The 25,854-nt window shown below is 37.3% G+C and carries 24 protein-coding genes; 22 read left to right on the top strand and 2 right to left on the bottom strand.

Annotated elements, in window-relative coordinates; genetic code table 11:
• Nucleotides 1-9 precede the first annotated feature (9 nt).
• The 20 genes from GD597_RS16015 (at nt 10) to GD597_RS15920 (ending at nt 21,344) form a co-directional block, all read left to right on the top strand.
• Nucleotides 10-1,095, top strand: a complete 1,086-nt coding sequence (locus GD597_RS16015; RefSeq protein ID WP_171608895.1) for a lytic transglycosylase domain-containing protein — start codon at nt 10-12, stop codon at nt 1,093-1,095.
• 293 nt (nt 1,096-1,388) lie between these two features.
• Complete coding sequence (locus GD597_RS16010) at nt 1,389-3,752, top strand: TonB-dependent receptor (protein WP_171608894.1); 2,364 nt, start codon at nt 1,389-1,391, stop codon at nt 3,750-3,752.
• Between the two features lie 450 nt (nt 3,753-4,202).
• Complete coding sequence (gene galE / locus GD597_RS16005; protein ID WP_171608893.1) at nt 4,203-5,258, top strand: UDP-glucose 4-epimerase GalE; 1,056 nt, start codon at nt 4,203-4,205, stop codon at nt 5,256-5,258.
• 185 nt (nt 5,259-5,443) lie between these two features.
• On the top strand, nt 5,444-5,989 hold the full coding sequence (locus GD597_RS16000) for an RNA polymerase sigma factor (RefSeq protein ID WP_171608892.1): 546 nt from the start codon (nt 5,444-5,446) through the stop codon (nt 5,987-5,989).
• Between the two features lie 37 nt (nt 5,990-6,026).
• A complete protein-coding gene (locus tag GD597_RS15995; RefSeq protein WP_171608891.1) occupies nt 6,027-6,761 on the top strand; it encodes a hypothetical protein in 735 nt (244 codons plus the stop codon).
• Nucleotides 6,762-6,887: 126 nt separating this feature from the next.
• The gene (locus GD597_RS15990) at nt 6,888-7,217 is read left to right on the top strand and encodes a hypothetical protein (RefSeq protein ID WP_171608890.1); all 330 of its coding nucleotides are present in this window, start codon (nt 6,888-6,890) and stop codon (nt 7,215-7,217) included.
• Between the two features lie 102 nt (nt 7,218-7,319).
• Nucleotides 7,320-9,041 carry a peptidoglycan DD-metalloendopeptidase family protein gene (locus GD597_RS15985; RefSeq protein WP_171608889.1) on the top strand — a complete coding sequence of 574 codons (1,722 nt, stop codon included), beginning with the start codon at nt 7,320-7,322 and terminating at the stop codon, nt 9,039-9,041.
• Between the two features lie 10 nt (nt 9,042-9,051).
• Complete coding sequence (gene bcp / locus GD597_RS15980; RefSeq protein ID WP_171608888.1) at nt 9,052-9,516, top strand: thioredoxin-dependent thiol peroxidase; 465 nt, start codon at nt 9,052-9,054, stop codon at nt 9,514-9,516.
• A gap of 622 nt (nt 9,517-10,138) precedes the next feature.
• Nucleotides 10,139-10,528: a LytR/AlgR family response regulator transcription factor gene (locus tag GD597_RS15975; RefSeq protein WP_171608887.1), complete on the top strand. Its 390-nt coding sequence runs from the start codon at nt 10,139-10,141 to the stop codon at nt 10,526-10,528.
• 114 nt (nt 10,529-10,642) lie between these two features.
• On the top strand, nt 10,643-11,212 hold the full coding sequence (locus GD597_RS15970) for a CHAP domain-containing protein (RefSeq protein ID WP_171608886.1): 570 nt from the start codon (nt 10,643-10,645) through the stop codon (nt 11,210-11,212).
• 18 nt (nt 11,213-11,230) lie between these two features.
• Nucleotides 11,231-11,923, top strand: coding sequence for an FHA domain-containing protein (locus tag GD597_RS15965; protein ID WP_171608885.1), 693 nt, complete (start codon nt 11,231-11,233; stop codon nt 11,921-11,923).
• A 27-nt stretch (nt 11,924-11,950) separates the two neighbouring features.
• Nucleotides 11,951-13,078, top strand: a complete 1,128-nt coding sequence (locus tag GD597_RS15960; RefSeq protein WP_171608884.1) for a hypothetical protein — start codon at nt 11,951-11,953, stop codon at nt 13,076-13,078.
• Entirely contained in the window at nt 13,075-13,668 is a 594-nt protein-coding gene (locus tag GD597_RS15955) for an FHA domain-containing protein (RefSeq protein ID WP_171608883.1), read from the top strand. The genes GD597_RS15960 and GD597_RS15955 overlap by 4 nt, the downstream gene beginning before the upstream one ends.
• Nucleotides 13,665-14,900 (top strand): hypothetical protein, encoded by a 1,236-nt coding sequence (locus GD597_RS15950; protein WP_171608882.1) that lies wholly within the window; start codon nt 13,665-13,667, stop codon nt 14,898-14,900. The genes GD597_RS15955 and GD597_RS15950 overlap by 4 nt, the downstream gene beginning before the upstream one ends.
• A gap of 20 nt (nt 14,901-14,920) precedes the next feature.
• Entirely contained in the window at nt 14,921-16,222 is a 1,302-nt protein-coding gene (locus GD597_RS15945; protein ID WP_171608881.1) for a WG repeat-containing protein, read from the top strand.
• Between the two features lie 18 nt (nt 16,223-16,240).
• On the top strand, nt 16,241-17,020 hold the full coding sequence (locus GD597_RS15940) for a PP2C family protein-serine/threonine phosphatase (protein WP_171608880.1): 780 nt from the start codon (nt 16,241-16,243) through the stop codon (nt 17,018-17,020).
• A complete protein-coding gene (locus tag GD597_RS15935) occupies nt 17,021-19,327 on the top strand; it encodes a protein kinase domain-containing protein (RefSeq protein ID WP_171608879.1) in 2,307 nt (768 codons plus the stop codon).
• 13 nt (nt 19,328-19,340) lie between these two features.
• Entirely contained in the window at nt 19,341-19,841 is a 501-nt protein-coding gene (locus GD597_RS15930) for a hypothetical protein (RefSeq protein ID WP_171608878.1), read from the top strand.
• 451 nt (nt 19,842-20,292) lie between these two features.
• Nucleotides 20,293-20,910 carry a hypothetical protein gene (locus GD597_RS15925; RefSeq protein WP_171608877.1) on the top strand — a complete coding sequence of 206 codons (618 nt, stop codon included), beginning with the start codon at nt 20,293-20,295 and terminating at the stop codon, nt 20,908-20,910.
• Between the two features lie 170 nt (nt 20,911-21,080).
• Nucleotides 21,081-21,344, top strand: coding sequence for a hypothetical protein (locus GD597_RS15920; RefSeq protein WP_171608876.1), 264 nt, complete (start codon nt 21,081-21,083; stop codon nt 21,342-21,344).
• Between the two features lie 496 nt (nt 21,345-21,840).
• Here the strand turns inward: GD597_RS15920 and GD597_RS15915 are convergent, their stop codons facing one another.
• Together GD597_RS15915 and GD597_RS15910 are read right to left on the bottom strand one after the other, a co-directional pair.
• A complete protein-coding gene (locus GD597_RS15915; protein ID WP_171608875.1) occupies nt 21,841-23,280 on the bottom strand; it encodes a rhomboid family intramembrane serine protease in 1,440 nt (479 codons plus the stop codon).
• 87 nt (nt 23,281-23,367) lie between these two features.
• Nucleotides 23,368-23,649 carry a PH domain-containing protein gene (locus GD597_RS15910; protein ID WP_171608874.1) on the bottom strand — a complete coding sequence of 94 codons (282 nt, stop codon included), beginning with the start codon at nt 23,647-23,649 and terminating at the stop codon, nt 23,368-23,370.
• 225 nt (nt 23,650-23,874) lie between these two features.
• Between GD597_RS15910 and GD597_RS15905 the strand changes: the two genes are divergently transcribed.
• Nucleotides 23,875-24,714 carry an amidohydrolase gene (locus GD597_RS15905; protein WP_235954326.1) on the top strand — a complete coding sequence of 280 codons (840 nt, stop codon included), beginning with the start codon at nt 23,875-23,877 and terminating at the stop codon, nt 24,712-24,714.
• A complete protein-coding gene (nagA, locus tag GD597_RS15900) occupies nt 24,704-25,798 on the top strand; it encodes an N-acetylglucosamine-6-phosphate deacetylase (protein WP_171608873.1) in 1,095 nt (364 codons plus the stop codon). Before GD597_RS15905 ends, nagA begins: the two co-directional genes overlap by 11 nt.
• Nucleotides 25,799-25,854 lie beyond the last annotated feature (56 nt).

Below are 25,854 nucleotides of genomic sequence, written 5' to 3'. Positions count from 1 at the left end.
TACTGCTATATGGATAAATTAATCAATCATACTATTTATACCAGTAAAAAGGAAAAGCAACGCTTTGCTATTCCTTTTTTTGTGGCCGTATGTTTGCTTATGGCTGCCCCAGGCAAAGCTAACTGGCAGATAGTTTTCCATAAAAACAACCAGAATGATACAACCGTAAAAGGCTTCAAAAGCCTATTATCCCAGGCAGATGATGCCAACCTGGAACAAGGCCGGTTTGCAATTGATGCTCGTGTTATGCCATATGTAACTGCTTTTTTAAACCAGCAGGGTAACAATTACGAGCAAATGAAAAACTGGGGTAAACCTTATTTTACCCTGTACGAGAATATATTAACCAGCCATAATATACCTATACAGCTTAAATACCTTTCTGTAATTGAAAGCAGTTTACAGGCGGGTGCCGTTTCTTATGCCGGCGCCGTTGGCCCCTGGCAATTAATGCCCTACGAGGCAAAACGGTTTGGCCTGATAGTAACCGACCGCATAGATGAACGTACCAGCTTTATAAAAAGCACCGAAGCTGCAGCAAAATTAATTACAGAGTTATACGAACAGTTTGGGGATTGGTTGCTGGTAATTGCCGCATATAATGCCGGTGCAGGAGCTGTTTCACGGGCAATAAACAAAGCGCATTCTACCAATTTTTGGGAGCTGCAATATTTTTTACCCGAGCAAACCCGGCTACATGTTAAAAGATATATTGCCGCCCACTATTTCTTTGAAGGCAGCGGCGGATGGACCACCCTAACGGCAGCAGAAACCCTTGAAAAAAGAACAGCGCTGAGTGTATTACAATCAAAACCCGATACGCTGGCATTTGCCAATACGGCTGTATTGCCCATAACAGGTAAGTTTAACAGCCTTATTATTAGCAACCATATAACTATGGATATTGGCAAGTTTAACCAGCTGAACCCCGGGTTTGACAAAATAATTACCGAAGGCAAAACCTATCAACTTCGCCTGCCGGCAGATAAAATGGATTTGTTTAAAGCCCGTCGCCAGCAAATTTTATTCGAGAGCGTGCAATTAATGCTTTCCACAGGGTCAACGGGCGGGGTAAGTAATACTGCCAAGAAATAGCGGCTGTTTATAAATTGGATACCAGCAAATCAACTTGTAGCATCGCCTCTTGCGTCGCAATCCTTTCATCTGAATAACTTATGGCAACAGATTGACTAGTTTAAAATAGCATTATTAAATTTCTACTGCTGCATAAAGTATCTAACCGCACAAGTGTGCGACGCAAGTAAAGCCTCCACAATGTTTTATTGCCAGGCCCGAAAAAATAAGCACCAATTAAACAGTGCAATGTAACTTGCACCCGCTTAAAACCACTTATTGGATATTACTTACAATTATTAATTTCTATTGTCATGAATGTTAAGAAACTGGTATGTATTGCTTTATTGATTTTTATTACTGGCATTGCCAAAAGCCAGCAATTACAGGGTACCATAACCAACGATAAAGCCGCACCCGTTGCTGATGCGTTTATACATGTGTTAAACAGCAACCTGTTTGCATTTACTGATGATCTGGGCAAATTTGTAATTCCGCATTTAACAAAAGGCAGTTATACCATAATAGTTTCTGCCACCGGTTATGCCAGCAAACAAGCTACTATACAAGTGGTTGAGCAGCATGTTACCAATATTGATATGCAATTAGCCGATGCTACCCTGCAATTGGATGAAGTAATGGTAAGTGCAGAAAAAAGAGAAGCTTCGCAACAACAAGTACCGGTAAGTATTAGTACCCTTACTGCTAAGCAGGTACAACAATACCGCTTGTGGGATACCAAAGACCTAAGTGCCATTATACCCAACTTTTTTGCCAATAACTCAGGCGATTACCGCAATGTAAGCTCCATTCGTGGCATTACAACCACCTCTTACGATCCGGCAGTAGCTACTTATGTTGATGGGGTTAACCAATTTACCCTGGACACTTATATTGGTGCTTTAAACGATATTGAACGAATTGAAGTACTAAGAGGCCCGCAGGGAACTTTGTATGGCCGTAATGCCACTGGTGGAGTAATTAATATTATTACAAAACAACCTACCAATAAATCAACCGGTTTTGTGGAAATTAATACCGGCAATTATGGTTTACAGCGGTATACCGGTGGTTTGCGTATTCCTTTGGTAAAAGACAAATTATTTGTTGGCGCTACCGCCACCTTTAATAGCAGAGATGGGTATTATACCAACACTTTTAACAATACCGGGTTCGACGACCAGCACAGCATTGCCGGTAACTATTATATAAAATACCTGCCCGCAACCAATTGGGCCATAACCTTAAATGTGAAACACCAGAATAACCGGAATAAAGGTGCGTTCCCCATGGTAAATGGTATGGATGAAGCAATAAACAATCCATTTATGTTAAGTCAGGATGCTACCGCAACCATGATTGACAATACGTTCAACACTTCGCTAACCATTAGCCATAGCGGCAGTAAGGTTAATTTTACCTCGCTTAGTGCTTACCAGCAAAACCACCGCTATTACAATGCACCTTTGGATGGCGACTTTTCGCCGGCAGATATTGTTACCGTAATAAATGATTATGGCAATAGCTGGAATAACGTAAAAGCCTTTACGCAGGAGTTAAGGCTGGGTTCGGCGGCTGCCAAAAAATCGGCTTTCCAATGGACAGCGGGTACTTATTTTTATTACCAGCATAACCCCAACAAACAAGCAACCCATTTTGGTAAGGATGCCGGTTTATTTGGCATACCCGATACCGACTTTGCAACTATTAATACCAGTACCGGTAAAAACAGTGGTATTGCTTTTTTTGCACAAGGCAATTATGCTATTACCAAACAACTTGAATTAATTGCCGGCCTACGTTATGATTATGAAAACAAAAAATTAAATGTAGAAGGAGCTTATCAGAAAGATGGCACCGAAGCTTTTATTATAAGGCCCGATACAGCAGGCAGTGTGCATTACAATGCCGTATCGCCTAAAATTGGTTTTAACTATCGTGCCAGTAAAAATACAAACCTATTTGCCACTTATAGCAGGGGCTTTAGAACAGGTGGTTTAACACAATTATCGTCTGACCCATCTCAGCCACCATTATACCCTTACCAGCCAGAGTACAGCAATAATATAGAAGCTGGTATAAAAAACACCTTGTTTAAAGATAAGTTGCGGTTAAATATTACCCTCTTTCTTTCCCGCATAAACGATGCACAGGTGCCTACGCTGGTGCTGCCAGATGCGATAACGGTTACCCGCAATACAGGTAAACTTACCAGTAAAGGTGCCGAGCTGGAACTATCTGCCACCCCGGTAAAGGGCTTTCGCGTAGATTATAATTTTGGTTATACCCATGCGGCATATACCAGCCTAAAAATTGCTCAAAACGGCGAAACGGCAAACCTGGATGGTAAACGCCAGATTTTTACACCAGACCTCACCTCTATGCTGGCCATACAGTATAGTTGCCCCATTGCCGATGGTAGCCCTATACAATTTGTTGCCCGTGCGGAATGGATGCATTTTGGCACTCAATATTTTGATTTAGCCAATACCATACAGCAATCGCCATATAGTGTTATCAATACAAGGTTTGGGTTATCGTCTGCTAAAACAGATTTTTTTATTTGGAGCCGCAACATAGGCAACAAAAAATATATAGCCTATGCCTATGATTTTGGTGCCATACACCTGGCAGATCCACAAACATATGGCGTAACCCTGCAATACAGGTTTAAATAATAGGAGCCCGGCTGAGGTAATGCATTAGTGCTTTACTTGCGTCGCACTCTTGTACTTTACCTGTAGTGGCGGCAATAAATAGACTAAAAAGATACTGCTGCATAGAACTGTTATAAGCCATCCAAAAAGTTTAAAATTTTTGGATGGCTTTTTTATTGGCGTTGCTTATGTTTTGAATAATGTTTTTGGAATTGTGTATTTATAGTACATGGATTATGTAAAGTGCATCTATCATGTAGTATGGGCTTTCTTTCTGCTGCATATATATTTTGTTGTACAAGTGTGCGACGCAAGTAAAGCTTCATAAATGCAAATGGCCCGGCCAATAATGGCTTTTGTCTCCTTTGCATAAATACTACCTACATTATTTAATGGGGCCGGCACAATTGGTCAATAACCCATAAAAAGTATAACTAAGTTTTAGTACTTTGCAACACCATAAACATTCCCATGAAAAAAATACTTGTTACAGGTGGTTGTGGCTTTATTGGCTCGCACACCGTTGTTGACCTTTTTGAAAATGGCTTTGACGTAGTTAGCATTGATGACAATTCCCGCTCTACCAGCACTTTAGTAAATGGCGTTGAACAAATTACTGGTAAAAAACTTAAGAACTACAAAGTAGATCTTAAGAATTTTGATGAAACCCGGGCTGTTTTTCAGGAGAACGAAGACATTGCCGGCGTTATACATTTTGCCGCTTTTAAGGCAGTGGGCGAGTCTGTAGAAAAGCCGCTTGACTATTTTGAAAACAACCTGTTCTCGCTGATTAATCTGCTTAAATGTGTAAAGGAATTTGGTATTCAAAACTTTGTATTTTCCTCCTCCTGCACCGTTTATGGCAACCCCGATAGTATTCCTGTAACCGAGCAAACGCCGGAGAAAAAAGCAGAATCGCCCTATGGCGCCACCAAGCAAATGGGCGAAACCATTATCCGCGATTTTGCCAATGCTTATCAAATCAATTCTATTTTGCTACGCTATTTTAATCCGGTGGGTGCACACCCCTCTGTATTAATTGGCGAATTACCCGTAGGCAGGCCACAAAATCTGGTGCCGGCCATTACACAAACCGCCATTGGTAAATTGCCGCAGATGAATGTTTATGGTGCCGATTACGATACCCGTGATGGCAGCTGTGTGCGAGACTATATACATGTTTGTGATATTGCGCATGCACATACTCTGGCCCTGCAGTTTTTAATGGATAAAAAGAATACCGTTGTTTGCGATGTGTTTAACCTCGGCTCGGGCAATGGCGTAACTGTATTAGAGGCCATTAAAGCATTTGAAGAAGTAAGCGGCCAACAGTTAAACTACAAAATATCTCCCCGCCGCCCAGGCGATGTGGTTGCCATTTATGCAGATAACTCTGATGCTGTAAAACGTTTAAACTGGATTGTACAATACGATTTAAAGGATATGATGCGCACCGCCTGGAACTGGGAACTAAAAGTAAAAGCCGATGAAGAGCTGATATTAAAACAACATCCCGGACTAAACTAATTGTTTTATGTGCCCGGCTGTTGGTAGCAATGGCATCACCGCTTGCGTCGCACTCTTGTACGTTCTGTATATAAGGCAACAAAAAATACAACAAAATGGTAAAACAGTTAGCTGTTTAAACCTTTTTAATAAAAACCTATCTATGATGATGGGTTTTTATATTTGTACAACACAATACCCGCTGCATGCAATTTGACGATAAGGTTTTACTGGATCAGTTTAAGTTTACTGCCACAAAAGAAAAAGCATTTACCGGTATTATTCAAAAATACCAGGAAAAGCTATACTGGCATATAAGGCGTATGGTAATAGAGCACGAAGATGCCAATGATGTGTTGCAAAACATGTTTATTAAAATATGGAATAGTCTCGAGAATTTTAGAGAAGATAGCCAATTGTATACCTGGTTATACCGTATTGCTACCAACGAATCGCTCACCTTTCTGGCCCAACAAAAAAAGCGTTCCGCAGTAAGCTTAAGTGATGTGGAGGAAGGCTTATCCAATAAAATAATAGCCGACAAAGGTTTTGATGCCAACCGCTTGGAATGGAAATTACAATTGGCCATACAACAGTTACCCGAAAAGCAAAGGGTAGTTTTTAACCTGAGGTATTATGATGAAATGCCTTATGAAGAAATGAGCCGTGTATTGGAAACAAGTGAAGGGGCACTAAAAGCCAGTTACCACCATGCCGCAAAAAAAATTGAAGACTATATAAGGAATAATTAAACTTTATACCGCAGTTATAGTCAAAAAAAGAGTTAAAATGCAAGAAATTAGCCACATATCAGCCGAATTAATGGAGATGGCACCCACCATTGCCCATTTAACAAAACAGCAGGTCTATAAAGTGCCTGCAGGGTATTTTGATATGCTGGCCATTAGTATTATCCAAAAAATACAACAAAAGGAAAACCAACATACTCCATTTACTGTACCGGCTGGATATTTTAATACATTGGCCGGCGCCATAATGGAAAAAATTAAAGCACAGCCAGTTTCAGTTGCCCCTGATGAAATACAGGCCGAACTTGAAATAGTTGCGCCACTGTTAAATTCCATCAGCAGGCAAATGCCTTATAAAGTGCCAGATGCTTATTTTGAAACCATACCAACGCTTATTTCGGGGCAGGCTGCAAAGATGCAAAACACACCGGCTAAAGTAATTGGTTTAAATCAGGTAGTTCGTAAATGGGCAAATTATGCGGCTGCAGCGTCTGTATTGTTTATTATAGCAACTACTTCCTGGTTATATGCCGGTAAGCAAATTGGCAGGCTTGATAAAAGCCCCAGTATTCAACAACGAATTGCCAGCTTAAATGATAATGACATTGCCAATTACCTGATAGAAGCAGCAGAATCAACCGGTGAAAATGTTTCAAACCCTGAAGATCAATCGCCTGAATTACAAAAGATGCTGCAAAATACCAGCGATGAAGAGCTGATTAATTATCTGGATGAACCAGTTGATGGGAGTGAAAAAAGAATTAAAGCGATTTAAATGTCATTAAAGATGAAAATTTTCCTAATTATTATTAATTTATTATTTTTACATAGTTACATTTGTGTCGCACAGACACAATCTGTGCCTAGTTCTACGAAAGCTGAGGATGTAAAGAAAGCCTATATGACAAAAGAATTAAATCTTACTCCCGAGGAGTCTGATAAATTCTGGCCAGTTTACAATAATTACTTCGCAGAAATGAAAGCTGCCCGCAAACAATACCTCAACGATGAAGTAGGGTTTGAAGAAAGGCAGGTTCAGATTAGAAAAAAATACCAGAGCGATTTCAGGAACATTTTAAATGGGAATAACAGGGTAAATAAAGTATTTACCTCAGAAAAGAACCTGAAAGAGATGTTTAGAAAAGAACTGCAGAACAGGCAAAAGAATAAGCGGTTACAGGGTGGAGGAAAAGCCAAACAGTTCAACGCGGGTAAACAAAGAAATAGATAAATCTTATTTTAAAATAGGTGTTTTTCATAGGTTAGCAACGGCCAGCTCTTTCCAGGGCGGGCCTATTTTTTTATATATACTTTGCTGTTTACCTTCGTTGCCATGAAGCACCTTTCTTTAGGCAGTATGTTTTTTTTGCTTTTTTCCATCTTCCACTCAAATGCACAGGCACAGCAAAATAATAAATATCCTCAAAACTATTTTAGCAACCCGCTTACTATTCCCCTGCAACTGGTAGCCAACTTTGGAGAATTGAGGGCCAACCATTTTCATATGGGGTTGGATATCCGCACACAGGGCAGAGAAAACTTACCCGTTTATGCTCCGGCCCACGGTTATATTGCCCGAATTAAAATAGAAAAATATGGCTATGGAAATGCCATTTATATTAATCACCCAAATGGATATACTACTGTATATGCCCATTTAAACAGTTTTTATCCGGCATTAGCTGCCTATCTTAAACAAAAACAATATCAGGAGCAAAGCTGGGAGCAGGATTTTATATTACCCGCCAATCTTTTTCCTGTAAATAAGGGGCAGTTTATTGCGTACAGTGGTAATACCGGTGGCTCGGCCGGACCACACCTGCATTTTGAAATAAGAGACACCAAAACAGAAAAAAATCTAAACCCCTTACTATTCGGTTTTGGCCTGCGTGACAATACCCCACCTGTGCTGTACAAATTGTTTTGGTACGACAGGCGTGTAACCACATATAGTAACCCGGGTACAGGCAAACAAATACCTCTGATGCAAAAAGGCAATACGTATAGCAATAGCGCTACACCGGTAATTGTAAACAGCCCTATTCTTAGTCTTGGTTTTGATGTAGAAGATATTATACCAGGCAACCCTTTTAAAGTGGGTATTTATACAGCGCAAATATGGCTGGATGATTCTTTAATAAATGGCTTTACCCTAAATGATTTCTCCTACCTGCAAACCCGTTATCTTAATGCTTGCATTGATTATAGTAAGTACAGCAGGGAAAAGAAATTTGTACAATACCTGGCCCAATTACCCGGTAACCACCTGGATATTTTTGATACCTCTGCCGGCAATGGCACCATAATTTTGGCCGATACGGCTCCCCACAGCGTAAAAATTGCTATAGCAGATGTTGCGGGAAATACCACCAGGCTTAATTTTACTATTCAGCTTGGCAACATAACATTGGTGCAAAATACCGGGAATAGTACCAATATGCTGCTGCCAAACAAGGAAAATAAGGTTACAGGAAAAAACGCTAAACTGGTGTTTACTAAAAACAGTTTTTACGATTTTGTCCCTTTTAACCTTCAGGAAATTACCAGCAATAAAAAAAATGCGGTATCGCCAGCCATAATACTCCACAACCTCGCTGTGCCGGTACACGATTCTTTTGATATTTATATAAAGACAACACTGCCCGCCAACAATTATCTAAAAAACAATGTTATTATGCAGTTGGTAAGTGGCAGCAATGTGCACACCTATAAGGGCGATTGGAATGGAGATTGGATGCATGCACGTTTTAGAAATCTTGGAACAGCTCAATTGCTTATTGATACCATCCCCCCTTCTGTTACACCAATAGGATGGAAGAGCGGTATGGTATTAACCAATCCCAAAAAAATTGCATTCAGTTGTACCGATGATATAGACGAAATTGAAACATTTAATGCCTGGCTGGATGGTAAGTGGTTATTATTTACTGCACACGAAAATATATATACCTATATGTTTGATGAGTATTGTACCAGCGGCAGCCATACACTAACCATTCAGGTAACCGATATTGCCGGTAACAGCACCCAAAAAAATTATACGTTTAACAGATAAATTCAATAATATGATAACCATAGAAAAAGGCAATAAAGCACCCGCATTTAAGGGTGTTGATCAGGATGGCAATAAGATAGCCCTAAGCGATTTTAAAGGCAAAAAACTGGCTTTATATTTCTATCCGCAGGATGCTACCCCTACCTGCACGGTACAAGCCTGTAACCTGCGTGATAATTTTACCTCCCTGCAAAAAGAAGGCATTACCATTATTGGCGTAAGCCCCGACGATGCAGCCAGTCATAAGAAATTTGAAGCCAAACAACAGCTCCCCTTTAGGCTAATTGCCGATACTGCGCACAGCATTATTGATGCCTATGGTGTTTGGGGCGAGAAACAACTATATGGGCGTAAATATATGGGACTGCACCGCACCACATTTTTAATTGACGAAAAAGGCAAAATAAAACATATCATCATCAAGCCAAAAAGCAAGGACCATGCTGCCGAAATTATTGCGGCATTTAATGCCTAAGATTCTTATGTACCCGGCACCCGATAAAAAATGAGGCTTTACTTGCGTCGCACTCTTGTAGGGTTAGATACTTTATTGGACTTCTATAAGTACAAATATTAAAGCGATTTACAAAGTACACAACGATTCCAAAAAATAGCTATTAATACGTACTTTAAAATAAAGTAGTAATTTACCAGAAGTAAATATTTTTAATTAAAATGGATTGATGCTATAAACAATACAAAATGTATAATACCAGTTTGTTGATTATCAATAATTTTCCAATATAAAGTATAATAGCTAATAGCATAAATCCTTGAGTTGTACGTCACCCTAAACGACATCCTACTAAAATTTAAGCATCCATGACTTTGCCGACCCGACCCCACGCTATTTTTAGCACATTGCAAGGCACACAAAACCCCGACACAAAGCCAACCTTGCAAAGAGCTAAAAATGCCAACGCACAGCCCGCCCACCCCGGCTGACGAATATCTATCATCATTTGTTCGACACTTCAGCAGCATACCATTATTCAGCACCAAAGCCCACCCACCACCCTGATAAATCTTAGCTTGACGACTCAACAATATGAAAACCTGTAAACATAATATATACAAACTTTATTTATCTTTAAAAAATGGCAACAAAAGTTAAAAACACAACTGATATTATTGACATAAAAAAGCAAAAACTAAATAAGTTGCCTGTGCCTACACAAGAAGGTTACGAATTAATAAATACTGCTGACATAGAGTACTTAGAAGCCGCTACAAATTATACGTACATACATTTAGTAGACAATTCAAAAATTACTTCCAGCAAAAATCTTGGCTTTTATGAAGAGGAGTTAAAAGAAGAACCCTTTATAAGAATACATAACTCTACTATAGTTAACTTGACAAAAATAAAGAGTTATATCAGAGGTGATGATGGTTGGGTAATATTGCAAAACGGCAAAACTCTCAGGGTTTCAAAAAGTAAAAAAGATGATTTACTGCTTTTTTTCCAAGGAAGAAAAGCAAAATAATAATTCAAAACGGGCATCCATAGGCGTGGCTGCTCTTTTATTAAATGCTCTTATAAATATCGGATACTGCATAATACTTTTGACTTATCATTTTTAAAACCAAAAATTAAAATCATGAAAAAGTCAATTGTTTTAGCAACAGTTTGTTTAATGACAATACTGGTTAGTTGTAAAAAGGTTATAGTGCTTGAAAATGAGCCAAATACCGAATTAGGTATTGGTGCAGCTAGTAATTATGGTCCATTTTGGGTTACGAGCCGTCCTAGTTGGGGAGGATGTTGGTGTACAGAATACGTTGCAATAAGGATTCTTGGTCAAAATGTATCAACCGCACCGGGCTTCCCTAACGCAAAGGATTGGGGTAATTCATGGCTTCCAAACAAAGGTTATAGCTTGAAGAGTTTTTCAATTAATGCTTTACCACAGAATAAGGATGTAATTGTAGTAAAAGCCAATAATTTTGGAGTAGGCCAATATGGTCATGTGGCATTTGTAGGAAGTGCATGGAAAAATGCTAACGGTACTATTACAATAAGAATGATAGGTGCAAATCAAACATCGGACAAAACAAAATGGAGTAACAAATGTGGTTGTCCGAACGAAAGTGCATGGGATATAATTGTTAACTCAGGTGATACTCGGATATTAATTTATAGAAAAGCAAATCCAGCATTAAATTGCTGATTTATTAATTGAATGTTTATGATGAAAACTTTAGGAAGAGCAGATACCAATAATATAAGGTTTAACAAACCCGATATTAGTAGTAATCATGCAAGAATTACTAATTTGGAAAATGGCAATTTTCTTGTAGAAGACCTTGACTCTACAAATGGAACTTTTGTAAATGGATATAGAATCAAGAAAGCCACAATTTCCTTAAATGACGAAGTACGCCTATCTGAATCAACAATTATTAACCTCACAGAAGTTTTTGGACTAAGCAAACAAAAATCAGAACCACAAAAAATTAACCCAAAAGATTTCACAAACGAGTTTAACCTATTAAAGCAGGTTTGGGATAGTTATCAAAAAGAAAGAATTTCAATTACCAAGAAACACCAAAGTAAATCAACTTTTATTAGGGCAGCTATTACACTAGCTCCGCTAGTAATATGGGAAATTCTACAATTTTCGTTTGATGAACATTCTAAGGCCGGAGGAATAGTAAAATCGAATTATATAGTATTTTCTGTCATGGGTAGTACCATTGCCATGCTTTCAACAGGCAATATGAGCCCAGTGGAAAAACTAAGCCAACTGGACGAAGAGTTTAGGGTAAAGTATGTTTGTCCTAATCCAACTTGCAGAACACAATTGGGTAATGTACCCTGGTTGAGTTATTCTAATCAAGGTAAGTGTTTCAGGTGTGGAGCTAAATACAATAAAGTTTAAATTTTTTTAATCATAAAACAACAAATCATGTCAAACGAAAAAACAGTAATTATCGGAAGCAATAAAAAGCCTTTATCTCTTAGTAAAGAAACGTTACAAAAAATTGCAGCTAAGGGCGGCTTTGGAATACTTGGTGTAGCTGGTGGTGTAGGAGCATCATCATTATTTATGGGAATGTCGCCAAAAGACCCCGAACCACATGAAGGTAAAACGTATGAAAAGCCTGATATAGAAGCAGAGCCACTGGAAATAAAATCTGTTACAGACGACATGAGTTTTAGCGAAGCATTTAATACAGCAAGGCATGAAGCAGGCGGCCCAACTGGATATTTTACATGGCACGGCAAAGTGTTTGAAACTATATATGAAGAAGAAATGGAGCAACTAAGTCCTGATGAAAAAAAAGCCCTATACAACAATGTAATGGAAAAGTATTCCTCGGATAATGAACTTCAAAAAGATGACATGAACGTTGCTGATAATATTGAAGCTCCAGTGATAATCATACATGATGAAGCTCCTTCATCTACACATGTTACAGACGATATGAGCTTTAAAGATGCTTTTGCAGTTGCAAGAGAAGAAGTTGGACCAGGTGGTATTTTTGAATGGAATGGTAAAACGTATAACACATATACCAAAGAAGAGATGAATGAAATGTCAAACGAACAAAAGCAAGAATTTGTAGCTTCTGTTGGGAATACTACCGTGGAAGAACATGACGTTAGTGCAACCGATGTTGATATTGTAAATATTGATGGCGGCACAAGTACAATACCAACAAACAAAACAGAAGATAAAGAGGAAGAAATTTTTACTGATAATTCTACTGAACAGCTAATTGAAGAACAGTGGGTTGACGATGGGACAGGCAACAAAGTCCATATTGCTGCCTTTTTGGTAAATGGCCAACAGGTTATGAAAGTTGACCAGGATGGTGATGGAGTGTATGATATGACAATGACACCCAATGCTGATGGAAGTGTACACATGCAAACAGCCGATGGGCAAGAGGCAACTATATCACAAGAAGATATGATTCAGTTTCAACAACAAATGGGAACAACTGAAGAAACGGGCTATGTTGATGATGGAATTACCAATGATTTTGACAATACAAATATTAATGATGTAAATAACGAAACTGAGCTATGATAGTATCATGTATAAATTGCAAAGCAAAATTACCAGTACCAGATGTGGTATTTAAACATAGTATCCCGAAAATTACTTGCCCTCAATGTAAAATATCTTTTAAGCCTGAATTAGAAAAGGGAAAAGAAACAAAGAAAACAGAACTTGTAGGGAAAAGTAAATATTTGCCGATAGCATGGCTTATAGTGCATGATGAACAGGCCGCAGTGCAAACGTTTGAGATTAAATCAGGTAAATATACTGTTGGACGTAAAAGTAATAGTCGCCCCTGTGATATAATGATTGAGACCGGGGATATGACAATGAGTAGAAATCATTTTACAATTGAAGCTGTAGAAAAAGACGGTTTTCTTACTTGCTGGCTTTCTGACCAAAACAGCTCCAACAATACTTACATAAACTCAAATTTTCTAAAAGAAAAAAAAACAGAATTAAAAAATGCAGATGAGTATTTTTTAGGTGATGGTGATGTGATACAAGCTGGTCAAACTAAAATTGTTTTCAAAAGAAAGTCAAATGATGTTATGACCAAAAATATTGCTACAGAAATAGTTATAAAAAAAGGCTATGCTAAAACAGTATTGATATGACAAAATCTATTTTTCTTCTCATCTTTACTTTTAATATAACTATTGTCTTTTCACAAACCTTCAATTGTGATACCTACTTAAAAAAAAGTGATAGTGTATTGAATATAAGCTGGAATAAAATTGAAGAAGCTAAAAAATATCTTGACAGATATATAATTTGCAATCAAGATGACAATTCTCCACAAACAATTGCAAGGCTAAAAAACCTGCAAAACTATGATGCAATAAGTTTAGCAAAAAACAAAAAGGGTGGATGGGCTAAAAGAAAAGATAATGGCAGGGTGGGATTAATTGATATAGAATTCAATTTCATAAAGGAATTACCATACATTTCTTACTATACTTTTAAAGATGATTATTGTTGGGTAAAAACTGATAATGGAAAATTTACAGTAATAAATTACAAAGGTGATGACAGGCTACTTGGCTATCCAATTGACAGTATTTCACTAAATACAAATCCTACTTTTATAATATTAACTGACGAATGGAGAGGGAATAATAATAGATTTTATGGCCTAATAAACAAGACTGGTGAAATTGTTCGACCAACTTATTTTATCAACCTTACTAAATATGGAAATTTATATTTAGCAAATATTGATGTAAATGAACATAGATGGTATCATAATTTAAATTTCAAAACAGATGAGACAAGATGGTTCGGGCTAATAAATGAAAAAGGCGAGGATGTTACTGGATTTATTTATGATAAATTAGATGCTAAAGGACCTGAATATGGTAATTGGAAAAATTATGTAGCACAAGTTTATGGCAGCAAAGGTGGGTACACATTGTTGGATACAATGGGTAAACAATTATTCCCATTAATTAATAATATTGATATGCTCACTACTTTATACACCAATACAGATACTTATGCTATTATTGGGAAAAATAAAAGAGACTCTTTAGGGTTGCTAAATATGAAAGGGGAACAAGTTATTGCCCCAAAGTTTGCAAGTATTGAAATAGTAAGCTATCAACTAAAAAATCAATCTTATAACCTAATATTAGCAAACCCCAAAAATAATTATGGCTATAACTCCATTGGAACGGGTTTATATAATTCAAATGGAGATATAATTATTAACGAAACTGAAGGTTGGAATTTTGAAAAAGTAGAAACATACAGTTCATTATATAAGCAAAATGTTGTTTTGGTAGCCCGTAGATTTAAAAACAGTTCGACTGAATATAGATACTTATATAAGAGTGGAAAGTTTAAATAAAATTGAATCGAAAAATAATCATGATAAATAAAATCATAGTATTTATAGTATTTCTAATGAATTGTTGCTTTACAGTAAAGGCACAAAACAGAGTCTGCAATAAATTTCTCATTAAAAGCGATAGTGTCTTAAGTAAATCATGGGAAAAAATAAGCGAGGCACAAAAGTACATTAAAGCTTATACTATATGTTTAAATGACGACAATTCAGAACTAGCTCGTCAAAAATTAGAAAATATACAAAACTATGATGCCATTAGTATGTCATCAAATGGTAAAGCTGGATGGGCACGGAGTAAGAATGAAGGGATAATTTATCTGGTTAAAGAAAACTTTGCAAAAACAAAAGAGCTAGATTACGAAGGCGGCGTATGGCCTTTTTTTAACAAGACTGAATTTCGGGTAAAAAATTCAAATCTGAAATATGGATTTGTAGATTATAATGGAAATGAAATTGTACAGTGTTTATATGATGAAGTAGACGAATCGTTTGACATGCTATTTCCTAATCTTTGTAAGGTTAAGCAAGGTGGCAAATATGGGTTTATAGACAGAGCCGGCAAAGTTGCCATTCCTTTAAAGTATGATGAAATTAGTTGGTATTTTTCAGAGAATTTATTAATGGTTAAGGCAAATGGAAAATCTGGCTTCCTTAATAGTTATGGGCACGAAGTTACTCCTCTCAAATTTGATTTTGCAAGTCGAGATTTTAGTGAGGGTTTGGCTGCAGTGATGATTAATTCTAAATATGGTTTTATAAATACTCAAGGCGAAATTGTCATTGAGCCAAAATATGGAAATGTGTCAGAGTTTTCTGAAGGGCTAGCCTTAGTTGAAACTGAAGACAGAAGTAAAACAGGATTCATTGACAAGTCCGGAAAAATAGCCATCCCAATAATTTATCAAACAGCAAGAAATTTTAAAAATGGTTTAGCCGCTGCTGTGATAAATAATAAAGGTGGATATATTAATAAGCAGGGTAAAACAATCATTCCTTTTGTTTACGAAAGTTGCGCCAACTATTTTACTGAAGGATTAGCCTGGGTAGAACAAAATGATAAATTTGGCTACATTGATATGTCTGGAAAACAGATTATTGATTATATCTACGAAGAAGCATTAGAATTTTATAATGGCCTTGCTGTTGTAAAGAAAAATGGAAAATATGGATATATAGATACAAAGGGCAGGACTTTTATTGACTTTAAATTTGACTATGCAAAAACTTTTTACTACCCATACGAAACAGCATATGTTGAAGTAAATAAACGTTGGTTTTGTATAAATAAAAAAGGAGAAGAAGTAGAGTGTCCAAAATTTTAATGTCAATATTAAAAAACAATGCAAATAAGTTTTAAAACTATATCATCAACAGGCAAAAGGGAACAAAATGAAGATGCTTTTTTGACAATTGAAGAAGCAGGTATATTTATAGTTTGCGATGGTGTAGGCGGTAGCAATAAGGGTGAAATAGCCAGCAATAAAACCTGCGATTCAATAAAAAACTATTTTAAAGATTTTGATTCAGAAACGATTAGCATTTCAGAAATTAAAAAATCTATTATTCAGTCAGAAGATTTTCTAACTGAATATGTTAATGAAAATCCCGAAAGTGAGGGTATGGCTACCACCCTATCCTTTTTAAAATTATCAGAACAAAAAAGTATTATTGCACATATTGGTGATAGTCGTGTATATCATATTAGAGAAGGTAAAATTCTTTTTCAAACACAAGACCACAGCCTAGTTAATGAATTAGTAGCCAGTGGCTTTATCAAACCAGAAGAGGCCAAATCTCACCCCAAAAAAAATGTAATTACAAAAGCCATTCAGGGTAATGGCGAAAATGCAGAACCAGACTTTTATGAGACCAAAGATTTACAAGTAAACGATTATTTTCTATTATGCACTGATGGTATTTTGGAAAGTATAGACAATGCTTTCATTGAAGCGAACTTTATATCTACTCAAAATTTGACCGACTTAGCCAATACTGTATTTGAACAATGTGATGCAAAATCAAATGACAATTTCACTGCCGTCTTTATTAAATTAATTGAAATTAAACCTGAAAATTTAAAATCAAAATCTTGGTTTAGCTTTTTAAATATTTTCTCCTAAATGAATTTACCAACAAATACAATATTAAATCATAACTGTTATCGCATAATAAAAGTGATAGGCCAGGGTGGCTTTGGGATAACCTACTTAGCTGACGAAATAGGTTATTTTAGAAATACAGGTTTTGGTGATGTTCACTATGTAGCTGCAAAAATGCCGGAGCAAGTTGTAATTAAAGAATTGTACTATAATGATTATTGTCAAAGAGACCCTAAAACAGGTTTAGTAAACATCTCTAACACAGATAAAAAAGTAGAGTTTAATAAATTAGTTGAAAACCAATTAGAAGAGGGCAAGAAATTACGAAGTCTTAACCATACTAATATTGTAAGAACAAGGGATATATTTAAAGAAAATGACACAGCTTACATGGTAATGGACTATGTGGAAAGTACCGATTTAGAAGAACTATTAAATAAAGCAGGGAAATTAGATAAGAATAAAGCTCTTAAATACATAACACAAGTATTATCGGCCCTTACACATATACACGACCGCAGCAAACTTCATTTGGATATTAAGCCTAGCAATGTGCTTATAAAGAAAGATACAGATGATGCTATAGTTATAGATTTTGGAGCTTCGCAGAGTTATGACGATAGTGGAAAAATTATAGGGAAAACCAGTCAGTTGGTCGCCGGAATGACAAAACATTATGCACCAAATGAACAAGCTGATATTGACAACCTTAAACATTTTGATGCGACTTTCGACACTTATGCAACAGGTGCAACTTTGTACCATCTAATTACGGGTCAAAAGCCCCCTCTAAGCAGTTTGTTAAGTACGGGTAGAGAAAAACTAATTCCACCATCAACTTTTGTAAACAACAATGGAGTGAGTGATTACTTAGATGCTATCATTACAAAAGCATTGGCACCGATGTTTCACAGCAGATTTAAATCGGCTATTGAATTTGAAAATGCACTGGCAAAAGAGTCTGAGTATTTACAACAATTAAATCAAATCAATAAATTACTTGCAACAAAAAATTACTTACAGGCTATCCAACAAATAGAAATTGTTGAAAACAATTTTTTATCTACGATTACACTGGAAAAGCTCAGAAAAGCAACTGAGAATGAATTAAACAAAGAGTCAAAAACAAAAGAGTACCAGTTATTTTTTACCAAAGGATTAGAATGGTTGGGGAGCAAAGAGTATAATCTTGCACTTCAGCAATTTATAAAAGCTAGTCATGTATTTCCTGATAAAATAGAAGCATTAGAAAAAACAAAATATTGTAAAGAACAGATAGCGAAAGAGGAGCAACACAAAAAAATAGCCGAATTATTAAACAATGCAAAAGATAATATTGCTAATAATAAACTTGCTTTAGCTATAAATAATATTACAGATATATTAAAGTTAGAGCCAGCCAACAAAGATGCATTGAATTTGCAAAATGAGATTAAATTACTTAATTACAAAATCGAAGAGGAAGAGAAATTTATTAATGCTGAGAAAGTAGAAAGAGAAGAAGAAACAATTATTATAAAAAAACAAGCAAAACAGACAGAGAAGTTAGAAAGTAAGAATATCCCTGATATAAAATCAAATCCTAAAAAAAGCAAATCATTAATTTACATATTAGTCGGAGGCACTATTTTAACAATCGTTGCATTTATACTGTTATCCCCTAAATCCGATAATAAAACTAAAATACCAATAGTAATTGTTGATAGTATCCTTAAAAAAGAAGATACTGTACTTTCAACATTTAATGTTAATCAAATTGATACGACAACAACTAAAATCACTTTAGAAAACTTGCCTAATAGCAAAAATAGTGATAAATGGAGAGCAGAGTTCATAAAGCAATTTAATGAATTAGCAAGCAAAGAGTCATACAGTTCTCCATACCAATTACATAGTTTGTACAACTCGTTATATAAATATGTTCCTGCAAATGCTGTATTAGAAAGAAACCAGATTAAAGAAAGAGTTTCTTTTTGGTGGAATAAAATGGTAGAATCTGAAAGTATTGAGAAAAAAGTAACCGAAGTTGAAAATAAGAAACAACAGGCTCAATTGCTAATTAGTGAAGCAAATAGTATTTTCAAAAAAGAATCAGACAAGGCGTTAAATAAATACATGCAAGCAAATTCCCTAGTTCCAGGAATTGCTATCGATGGGTATAATAATTTTTTGTCTTGGGCAAAAAAAATGTATGAAAATTATAATGGTTGTAATGGCTGTAAATCAGATAATGATTGCAAACAATTTGTAATTGAAAAATTGAATAAAGCATTACAGATTAATCCCACAGGCTCAGAAGCAAAACAAATAATAAACTGCTTAAATTAAAATAAAAATCACAATGATACTTTCCACTTGGCAAATTTGGGTTATTGCAATTCTACTTCCTATAATTTTATTATTAAGTATACCAAAGAAAATTAAAGACAGTGAAAACTTTACATGGCTAGGTATTGTAATACTTCTTCTTCCTATATGTTTAGCGGTTTATTGTAGTTGGTTTTGTCCGAATGTATATTATATTACAAGTTGCAGTGAGTATTCAAAAAAAATACTATTACTTCCTAAAAGCATTAATCAGACCAAATTGAGTTTAGGTAACAAATGTTACATAGTCAATCATACCGATAAATCAATACTTTTAAACACTAAATTATACCTAAAGGAAACTGAATCTAATAATTTAAACACAAATAAAGCATTTACTATACAACCCCAATCTGTTTTTGAATATGAAGAAAATTCAATAGACTTTATTTTTGAAGAATTTCCTATTTCCGTTACTGCAAAAAGTAGAGATGAAGCAAAGCTAAGAAGCCAAATAACTTGTAATACCCCATAAAGAGTAAATAGTAATCGTTTTTAAGGTTAATTGACTTTTTTTATATTCTTTTCATAACTCGACTATAAGATATAAAGTCTCTAATAGCCAACGCCACAAGGCAAGCACATTGGCAGGCGCACAAACCCAAAAGCACAGAAGCCAACCTGCCAAAGAGCTTGCCTTCTTGCTCGGCTTGGGAAACAGTCTTTAGGTGGGCACAGTAAAAATGCAACACTCTACTAATGGACTGAGGAAAGGGCGAACGTACAACAGGGGGTTTGCTTCTATGCTGGCTGACGAATATATTCTCATCTTTTTGTTCGCTATCAGCAGCAATACCAGCCGACGTAATTCTATTTGGCTTTTTGTTGTTAACTTCATCATCAGTTTTTCAATCAGCAGCGGTTCCGGGCTGGACGTTCAATGAATACCAGCACAGCAGCAAGCCCTGTCCGTTAACTGTCCTATTATGAGACCTCAAATTATTTTAGCTTTCTTCGTTTTGGTAGCAGCAATCTTTTCTTGTCATAGAGTCTATCACATACCTGACAAGGATAAGAAATGGCTTCCATATAAGGGAAATGAAACATTGGTGTTTGCCGACGTTGGTAACAATTTTGATACTGTAGCCTTAATGGGGTTTGAAACAAGCCAAGTATATCTTGACTCAAGACCAATTAGCCCTGGAGAGGCGGAACAAATCAGACTAATATCGCTATATAATGATTCCGACACAATTAATGGTCGCTATAAAAAAGCTCGATCGTCTCTTGTTTTTCTAACAGCCGGCAGACAAAACAACTCCTATATAGGGATAAACTTTTATGCAAAAAATGCGAGATTCTCCCCTACCAAATCGTATACCCCTGAGTATTTTGACACTGCAACGACAATTACTATTACAACCCGTTTGAAAAAATACGATGACGTTATTATTTTATTACCAGACGTTGTCGAAGATTCAAATTTCAAAAACAACCAAAAAGCAAATTTCATTTCGAAATTGTATTGGAGTAAATCCGATGGAATTGTTCGATACGACAAAAATAGTGACTCCTGGGAATTGGTTGAGAAATACGGCCGCTAACATGGGGCTTTATGCTATGCTGGCTAACGCAATTTTTATCAGCTTTTGTATTTAACTTCAACAATATATGTTATTCAGCAGCGGATATCAGCATATGAAATATAATTACCAACCACTATAAATCGCTCACCGTTGACTGCCCTATTCAACCTCACTTCTAACCAATGCGAATGACTCATAGAACCATAAGTATTCTATTTCCAACCTTTGTAGGTATTTTGCTTGCAGTTATTGCTTTACAAATTCAGGCTACTGCTTTGGAATATTTATATCCAGAAAATTATTATGACGCTCCAATCTTATTTGAACCTCTTTTCGACATAGAGATATTTTTACCTATTTATGCTGTCGCCTACATAGCTGCTGTGGCATTTCAACGTTTGGTTGGAATAAGGGTCTGGAATACTTATTTGCAAAGACAAAAAAATATTTAATCTTACACTTTGGCAATTAACAATTATTGCATCCATGCTATTTGGAATTGGTTTTGGATTAATAGTTTGGCATAGCAGAATGGGAATGCAATATTTGCTTTCTAAATTTTTAACTGGGACAATAATTGCAATGATTTATTGGTGCAGCAATTTCATTACATTATTTCTTATTGACAAGAAGAAAGGCAGCAGCCAATAAGTTCATTTGTAAAAGCATGGTTTGACAAGGCTAAGTTGTGCTGCAATTCTTCATATTTCCTGCCGTTTTTGGTGTATGTACTGCGCTTCTGTTGGCGGGGCGCTAATAGTAGCATTGAACTTTTGCCCTAAAACAAGCTCATGGTGTAGTTGTGATTTTATCGTTTTACTCTAAAATTCCGCTCCAATAAAAGCTGCCACCAAGGAAAACGTACAAGTGTGCGACGCAAGTAAAGCTGCTTCCTGATTTTTGGCCGGGCCCAAAAAATGTATTGCTGCAACCCAAATATTTAAGCTGCTATTTATTTAAAGAGTCGATAATATTATTTATTTGCTGGTTGATGGTAGTTAACTGTTCATTATTATCCAGGTTTTCTTTGGCGGCAAATTGTATAAATAACTGGGTTTGCTGCAGGCGCAGGTTTACATATTGCTGCAACATATTTTTACGCTGCTGCATATAATTATTAAGGTGATAATTATTGGCTTTTGCCAGCAGTTTTTTATTTTGCTGCCAGGCGGGCAGGGATATATTTTGTAAATCCTTCGTAAAAGTTTCTGCAGAATTACTGGTAGAAAAACTTTGCAGGGGTTTCATGGCTTTGGCTTCGAGTGCAATAAACTGGTTAAAGTCTTTTTCAAACTGCAGGCTATCGTCTTGTATGCCGGGCATAGAAGCCATTAATATCAGGGCTGTTATAGCCACCGTTGCCAATATAGAAATAACTGGGCGGTCCCGACGGCGGATAAAGAAGAAATAACAGATATAGCCAAACAATAAACCACTAAGCAAGCCGCCAATATGGGCGGCATTGTCTATACCGGCTTTGGTGCCATAAGCCAGATTAAATACCACAAAAATTACAATGCTTTGTAATAATGCTTTGCGGGTATCTTTATCAATATAGTTGGTGGTAAGCAAGGCAAGAAATACCCCATACATGCCAAATATAGCACCGGAAGCACCCACGCTTACTGCATCGCCACTCCACCAAATGCTGGCAGCACTTGCCAGTATACCGGTACATAAATATAGTGCTAAAAAACGCCAGCGTCCAATTAATGGCTCCAGGTAAATGCCAATAAAATACAGGGCATACATATTAAACAGCAGATGTAATATACCGCCATGCAAAAAAGTGCTGGTTAACAGGCGGTACCATTGTCCTGCAACAGTATATGCACGCAGGTTGCCGCCCCAATGCAGCAGGTCTTCAGTAGAAGGTTCCATAAGGTTTACGCCGGCAATAACCATTATTACAAATACCAGCAGGTTGGCAGCAATAATGGCATATGTAATAAAGTGGCCACCCACGCCCATAGAAATTTTTTCTACAGCGGTAAGCTGGTTGTTGGCAGCCCTTTCCTGTAAGTCGGTTTGAATGGCCCGGTGTTCCGCCACCATGGCTTCGAACTGATTGGTTAAATGTTCGGGGGTTAATTGTGGAAGAAGCGATTCTATGGCTTGCTGCAGCCGGCTTATATTACCGGCATTTTTGTTTTTGCCAAATAATTGTATTTGTTTGTTTTTGCTAGTGGCTATGGCCTGCTGGTTGGCCATTTCTATAGTAATTAATTCGCCGGCGCGGCGGCTGCCGGTGGTGTGCAGCAATAAAGTATCTGCATTAATAATTTGCGGGTACCAGCCAATACTGCGGGCAGCATCAATGGCCAGCATTAGAAATTGCTGGTGACTAAGCCCGTTAAGTGCAAAGCTGGTGGTAGCGGTTGTTGCCATAGTAATGTAAAATACAATTTATGGGCTAATACCACACAACTCTGCATTTTTTTATTGGCTATAGTCGAGTACTTTGTTATTAGCCTGTTACATTTTGGAGAGGATGGCTTCTTTCATTTCCCTTACTTCGGCTTTGGTAAAACCGTGGGCGGTAATCTTGCCTTCACCGGTGGTTTCTATATAGATGGTGCTATAGCCTATCATGGGGCTTTCAATATCTACTGAGGATATATGATTGTATAATACGGTTGATTCTTTACCGCTGAGAAAACCGGGTACTTTAAGGGTGATGCCCTTATCGTCGATTGTAATACGGCAGGGGAATAATTTATTTCCTTCGGATAAATGGGAGGCTGTATATGTTTTCATACTGCTTATTTGCAGCAAGGTTATAATTTTTATGCAATGGCCGTTGCTACAATTGTAAAAATAACAAATGAATACCGTACTGGCTTTTTTGCTGCCATAAAAGAGGAACGCAAAAGTGTGCGACGCAAGCGGCGTTGCCATGATATACCATTGCAGGGCTCCAATAAATACAGCCAATAGATGCCGGGGATATTTAACAGATATCTTATTACTTTCACCAAAATTATGCACCGTACTATGCTGCCACTTACTATTACTTTGGTACAAACGGCCCTGCATTGGGAAGACAAAGCGGCTAACCTGGCTATGCTGGAAAATACCATTAACAATATAACCGCCAAAACAGAACTGATTGTACTACCAGAAATGTTTAGCACCGGGTTTAGTATGCAGCCGGCCGCACTGGCAGAACCTATGAGTGGCCCCACCGTACAATGGATGCAGCGCATGGCTATTACCAAAAGAGCTATAATTACAGGTAGCCTTATTATTGAAGAAGCAGGCTGCTATTATAACCGACTAATATGGATGTTACCCAACGGGCAATACGGCTATTACGATAAACGCCATTTGTTTGGCTTTGCCGGCGAAGATGCCCAATATACAGCCGGCAATAAAAGGCTGGTAGCATCAGTTAAAGGCTGGAAAATACATTTGCAGGTTTGCTACGATTTGCGGTTTCCGGTTTGGGCACGCCAGCAATTGCCATTAGGCGACACAGATGGCGCTGCAGCGCCTGCAGAATACGATATATTACTGTATGTAGCCAATTGGCCCCAACGCCGCAACCTTGCCTGGAAAACCCTGCTGCAGGCCCGTGCCATAGAAAACCAGTGTTATGTGGTTGGCGTAAACCGGGTGGGTTATGATGGTAATGAAATTTACCATAGCGGCGATAGCATGGTAGTTGATGCCATGGGCGAAATTTTATACCATAAACAGGATGAAGCCGATGTATTTACCATAACGCTGGAAAAAACAACTTTAGCCACCATAAGAGAAAAACTGCCCTTTTTAAAAGATGCAGATGCATTTACCATTTTAAACCACGACCATGATATATAAAGCCGCACAAATTTTTACAGGCACCAATACCCTTACCGGTTATGCTGTTAGCACCAATAATGGCACCATTACCGAACTGATACCGGTTGCAGATATTAAGCCTGATGAAAAAGTTACTGATCTTGGCAATACCATGTTGGCACCAGCTTTAATGGATATTCAATTATATGGTGCAGCGGGGCGTTTACTTTCGGTGTATCCGGATGCGGTTACAGTGGCCGCTATTGCAGACTATTGTAAGGCAGGTGGCGCCACACAGTGTATGCCTACAGTTGCTACCAATACCTACGAAACCATTTTTGATTGTGTGGATGCCATAAAAACCTATTGGCAGCAGGGCGGTAAACATGTAATGGGTTTGCACGTAGAAGGGCCCTGGATAAACCCTGCAAAAAAAGGTGCCCATAAAGAGGAATGGATATTTAGCCCCACCATTGCGCAGGCCAAGGTTTTGCTTGATTATGGCAAGGGTATTATTAAAATAATTACCCTGGCCCCCGAAAGTTGCACGCCAGAATTGGTAACATTTATACAATCTTACAAAGTGGTGGTATCTGCCGGGCATAGCAATGCAACCTATCAGCAGGCAACAGCTGCTTTTAATAATGGCATTGGTACAGCTACGCATTTGTATAATGCCATGAGTGGTTTACAACACCGCACACCGGGCATGGTTGGCGCTATTTTTAATCATCCCACCGTATTAAGCAGTGTGGTACCCGATGGGCATCATGTAGATTTTGCAGCCATACAAATTGCCAAAAAACAAATGGGCCCCCGCTTATTTGCTATTACAGATGCAGTAACTACCACTACTACCGGTTTTTACCAACACACGCTGGAAACAGATAAATATACCTCAAACGGCATACTTAGCGGTTCGGCATTAACCATGCATAAATGTTTTAGCAATTTTGTGCAGCACTGCGATATTGGTATAGAAGAAGCGCTGCGTATGTGTAGCCTGTACCCCGCAACAGCCATGGGTTTGCAACAAAGGCACGGATGTATTGCGCCAGGCTATGCGGCAGAATTTATAGTGCTTAACCAACAACAGCAGCTGGCACAGGTAATTTGCGATTAGATATTTTTTGAGCCAGGCAATAGAAATGCTTTCAGGCTTTACTTGCGTCGCACACT

Origin of the sequence: Limnovirga soli (assembly GCF_013106755.1) — a bacterium.
Classification (GTDB): Bacteria; Bacteroidota; Bacteroidia; order Chitinophagales; family Chitinophagaceae; genus Limnovirga; species Limnovirga soli.
Note: the sequence above shows the minus strand (reverse complement) of the source record. Positions and strands in the feature narration are given on the sequence as shown.